Origin of the sequence: Thermogemmatispora sp., from assembly GCF_042408735.1 — a bacterium.
Taxonomy (GTDB): domain Bacteria; phylum Chloroflexota; class Ktedonobacteria; order Ktedonobacterales; family Ktedonobacteraceae; genus Thermogemmatispora.
The window spans coordinates 1-1,168 of the sequence record NZ_JBHOQV010000076.1; the positions used below are offsets into that span (position 1 = coordinate 1).

Genomic DNA, 1,168 nt, shown 5'->3' on the forward strand with positions numbered 1-1,168 from the left:
GCTTGCGATCTGCTAGCTTCGGCTGCCGGTAGAGCAACTCGTCAGGAAGGGGTTTACAGCTACTACATACAGCTCGCATCTATGGCTCATAGTGTGTAGAAGTCGGACGGCACGGTTTCGCTCGGGAAAGCAGCCGAAGAAGTGGGAGGGTCGCCAGAGACCTTGCGCTCCTGGGAAGCCGAAGGAACGCTCCGGATGAAGCGGAGACCGGGCGGGCAGCGCTGGCGACGACCTGGCCAGCCTTCGCGGGTGGTCCCACAGAGAGCCGGAACCAAAAGAGCGGATCCCGCTCGCCTCTGCTCGGGTCTCCAGCCGTGACCAGCAAGCCGATCCGATGAAGAGGCAGGGGGAGTCGCTGGAGACCTTGTGCGCCGCGAACGGGTGGCGGCACGAAGTGCTTCGCGCGAGCCGGGTTCCGGACGGACCTTCCACAGGCGGGGCCTGCGGGAACGCGGGTGCCAGATCTGTTCCGGCGAAGGGGCCGGTTGGGGGGTCACCCCCAAGGAGCGCCTGCTTCGGTTCGGGTCAGAGTGGGTCTTCTGGCTTTGCGAGCATTGCGGCCCGGAGGAGGTCGTCATCAGCACCTCGGGAGGGGCGAGCTTCGAGGAAGAGCGGATACAGGGTACAGGAGCGCATCAGGCTGGTTTCGACCCGGCTGGAGGGAAGCCGGCAGCATCGGGGCCTCCTGAACCAACTGCAGGAGGTGGCCGCTGCGGTCCTCCCTGAACATGCGTCTGGCAGCGGCAGAACAGCGCGTGGCGGGGCTGGACGGCCAGTCGCGGATCGCAGCCGGGGAAGGCGTCGGGCAAGGAAGAAGCAACCGCTCATCGGGTGGTTCAGAGGGATCCAGACCTGGGCGGCGACCCGCTCCGGAAACGGGGATGGCGCGTGGATGGCGAGTGGGGCCAAGACGGCTCGCCCCGCATCTGCCATGCCTGCCATTCCACTCCAAAGGGCCAGAGGGGATGCCGCCGGAGGTTCGGGCGTGGATCTGTCCGGAGTGCGGGGCGCGGCATCTTTGGGACGAGCGCGCGGCAATGAACGGCCTGGCGCAAGTGCTGAAGACGCCTGAGATGCCCTGCCCGGGCCGTCTGGGAGGCCGGCTGGCCGTTAAGACCGGGCGGGCCTGACGGTTCGACGGTCCAGTCCTCAAAGAGAGGGCTGGGAT

Annotated in this window: 1 protein-coding gene; it reads left to right on the forward strand. The window is 66.9% G+C overall.

Annotation, left to right across the window (positions count from 1 at the left end; all coding sequences use genetic code 11):
* The first annotated feature begins 141 nt into the window (after window positions 1–141).
* A complete protein-coding gene (locus ACFMO7_RS06185) occupies window positions 142–318 on the forward strand; it encodes a hypothetical protein (RefSeq protein ID WP_376794644.1) in 177 nt (58 codons plus the stop codon).
* Window positions 319–1,168 lie beyond the last annotated feature (850 nt).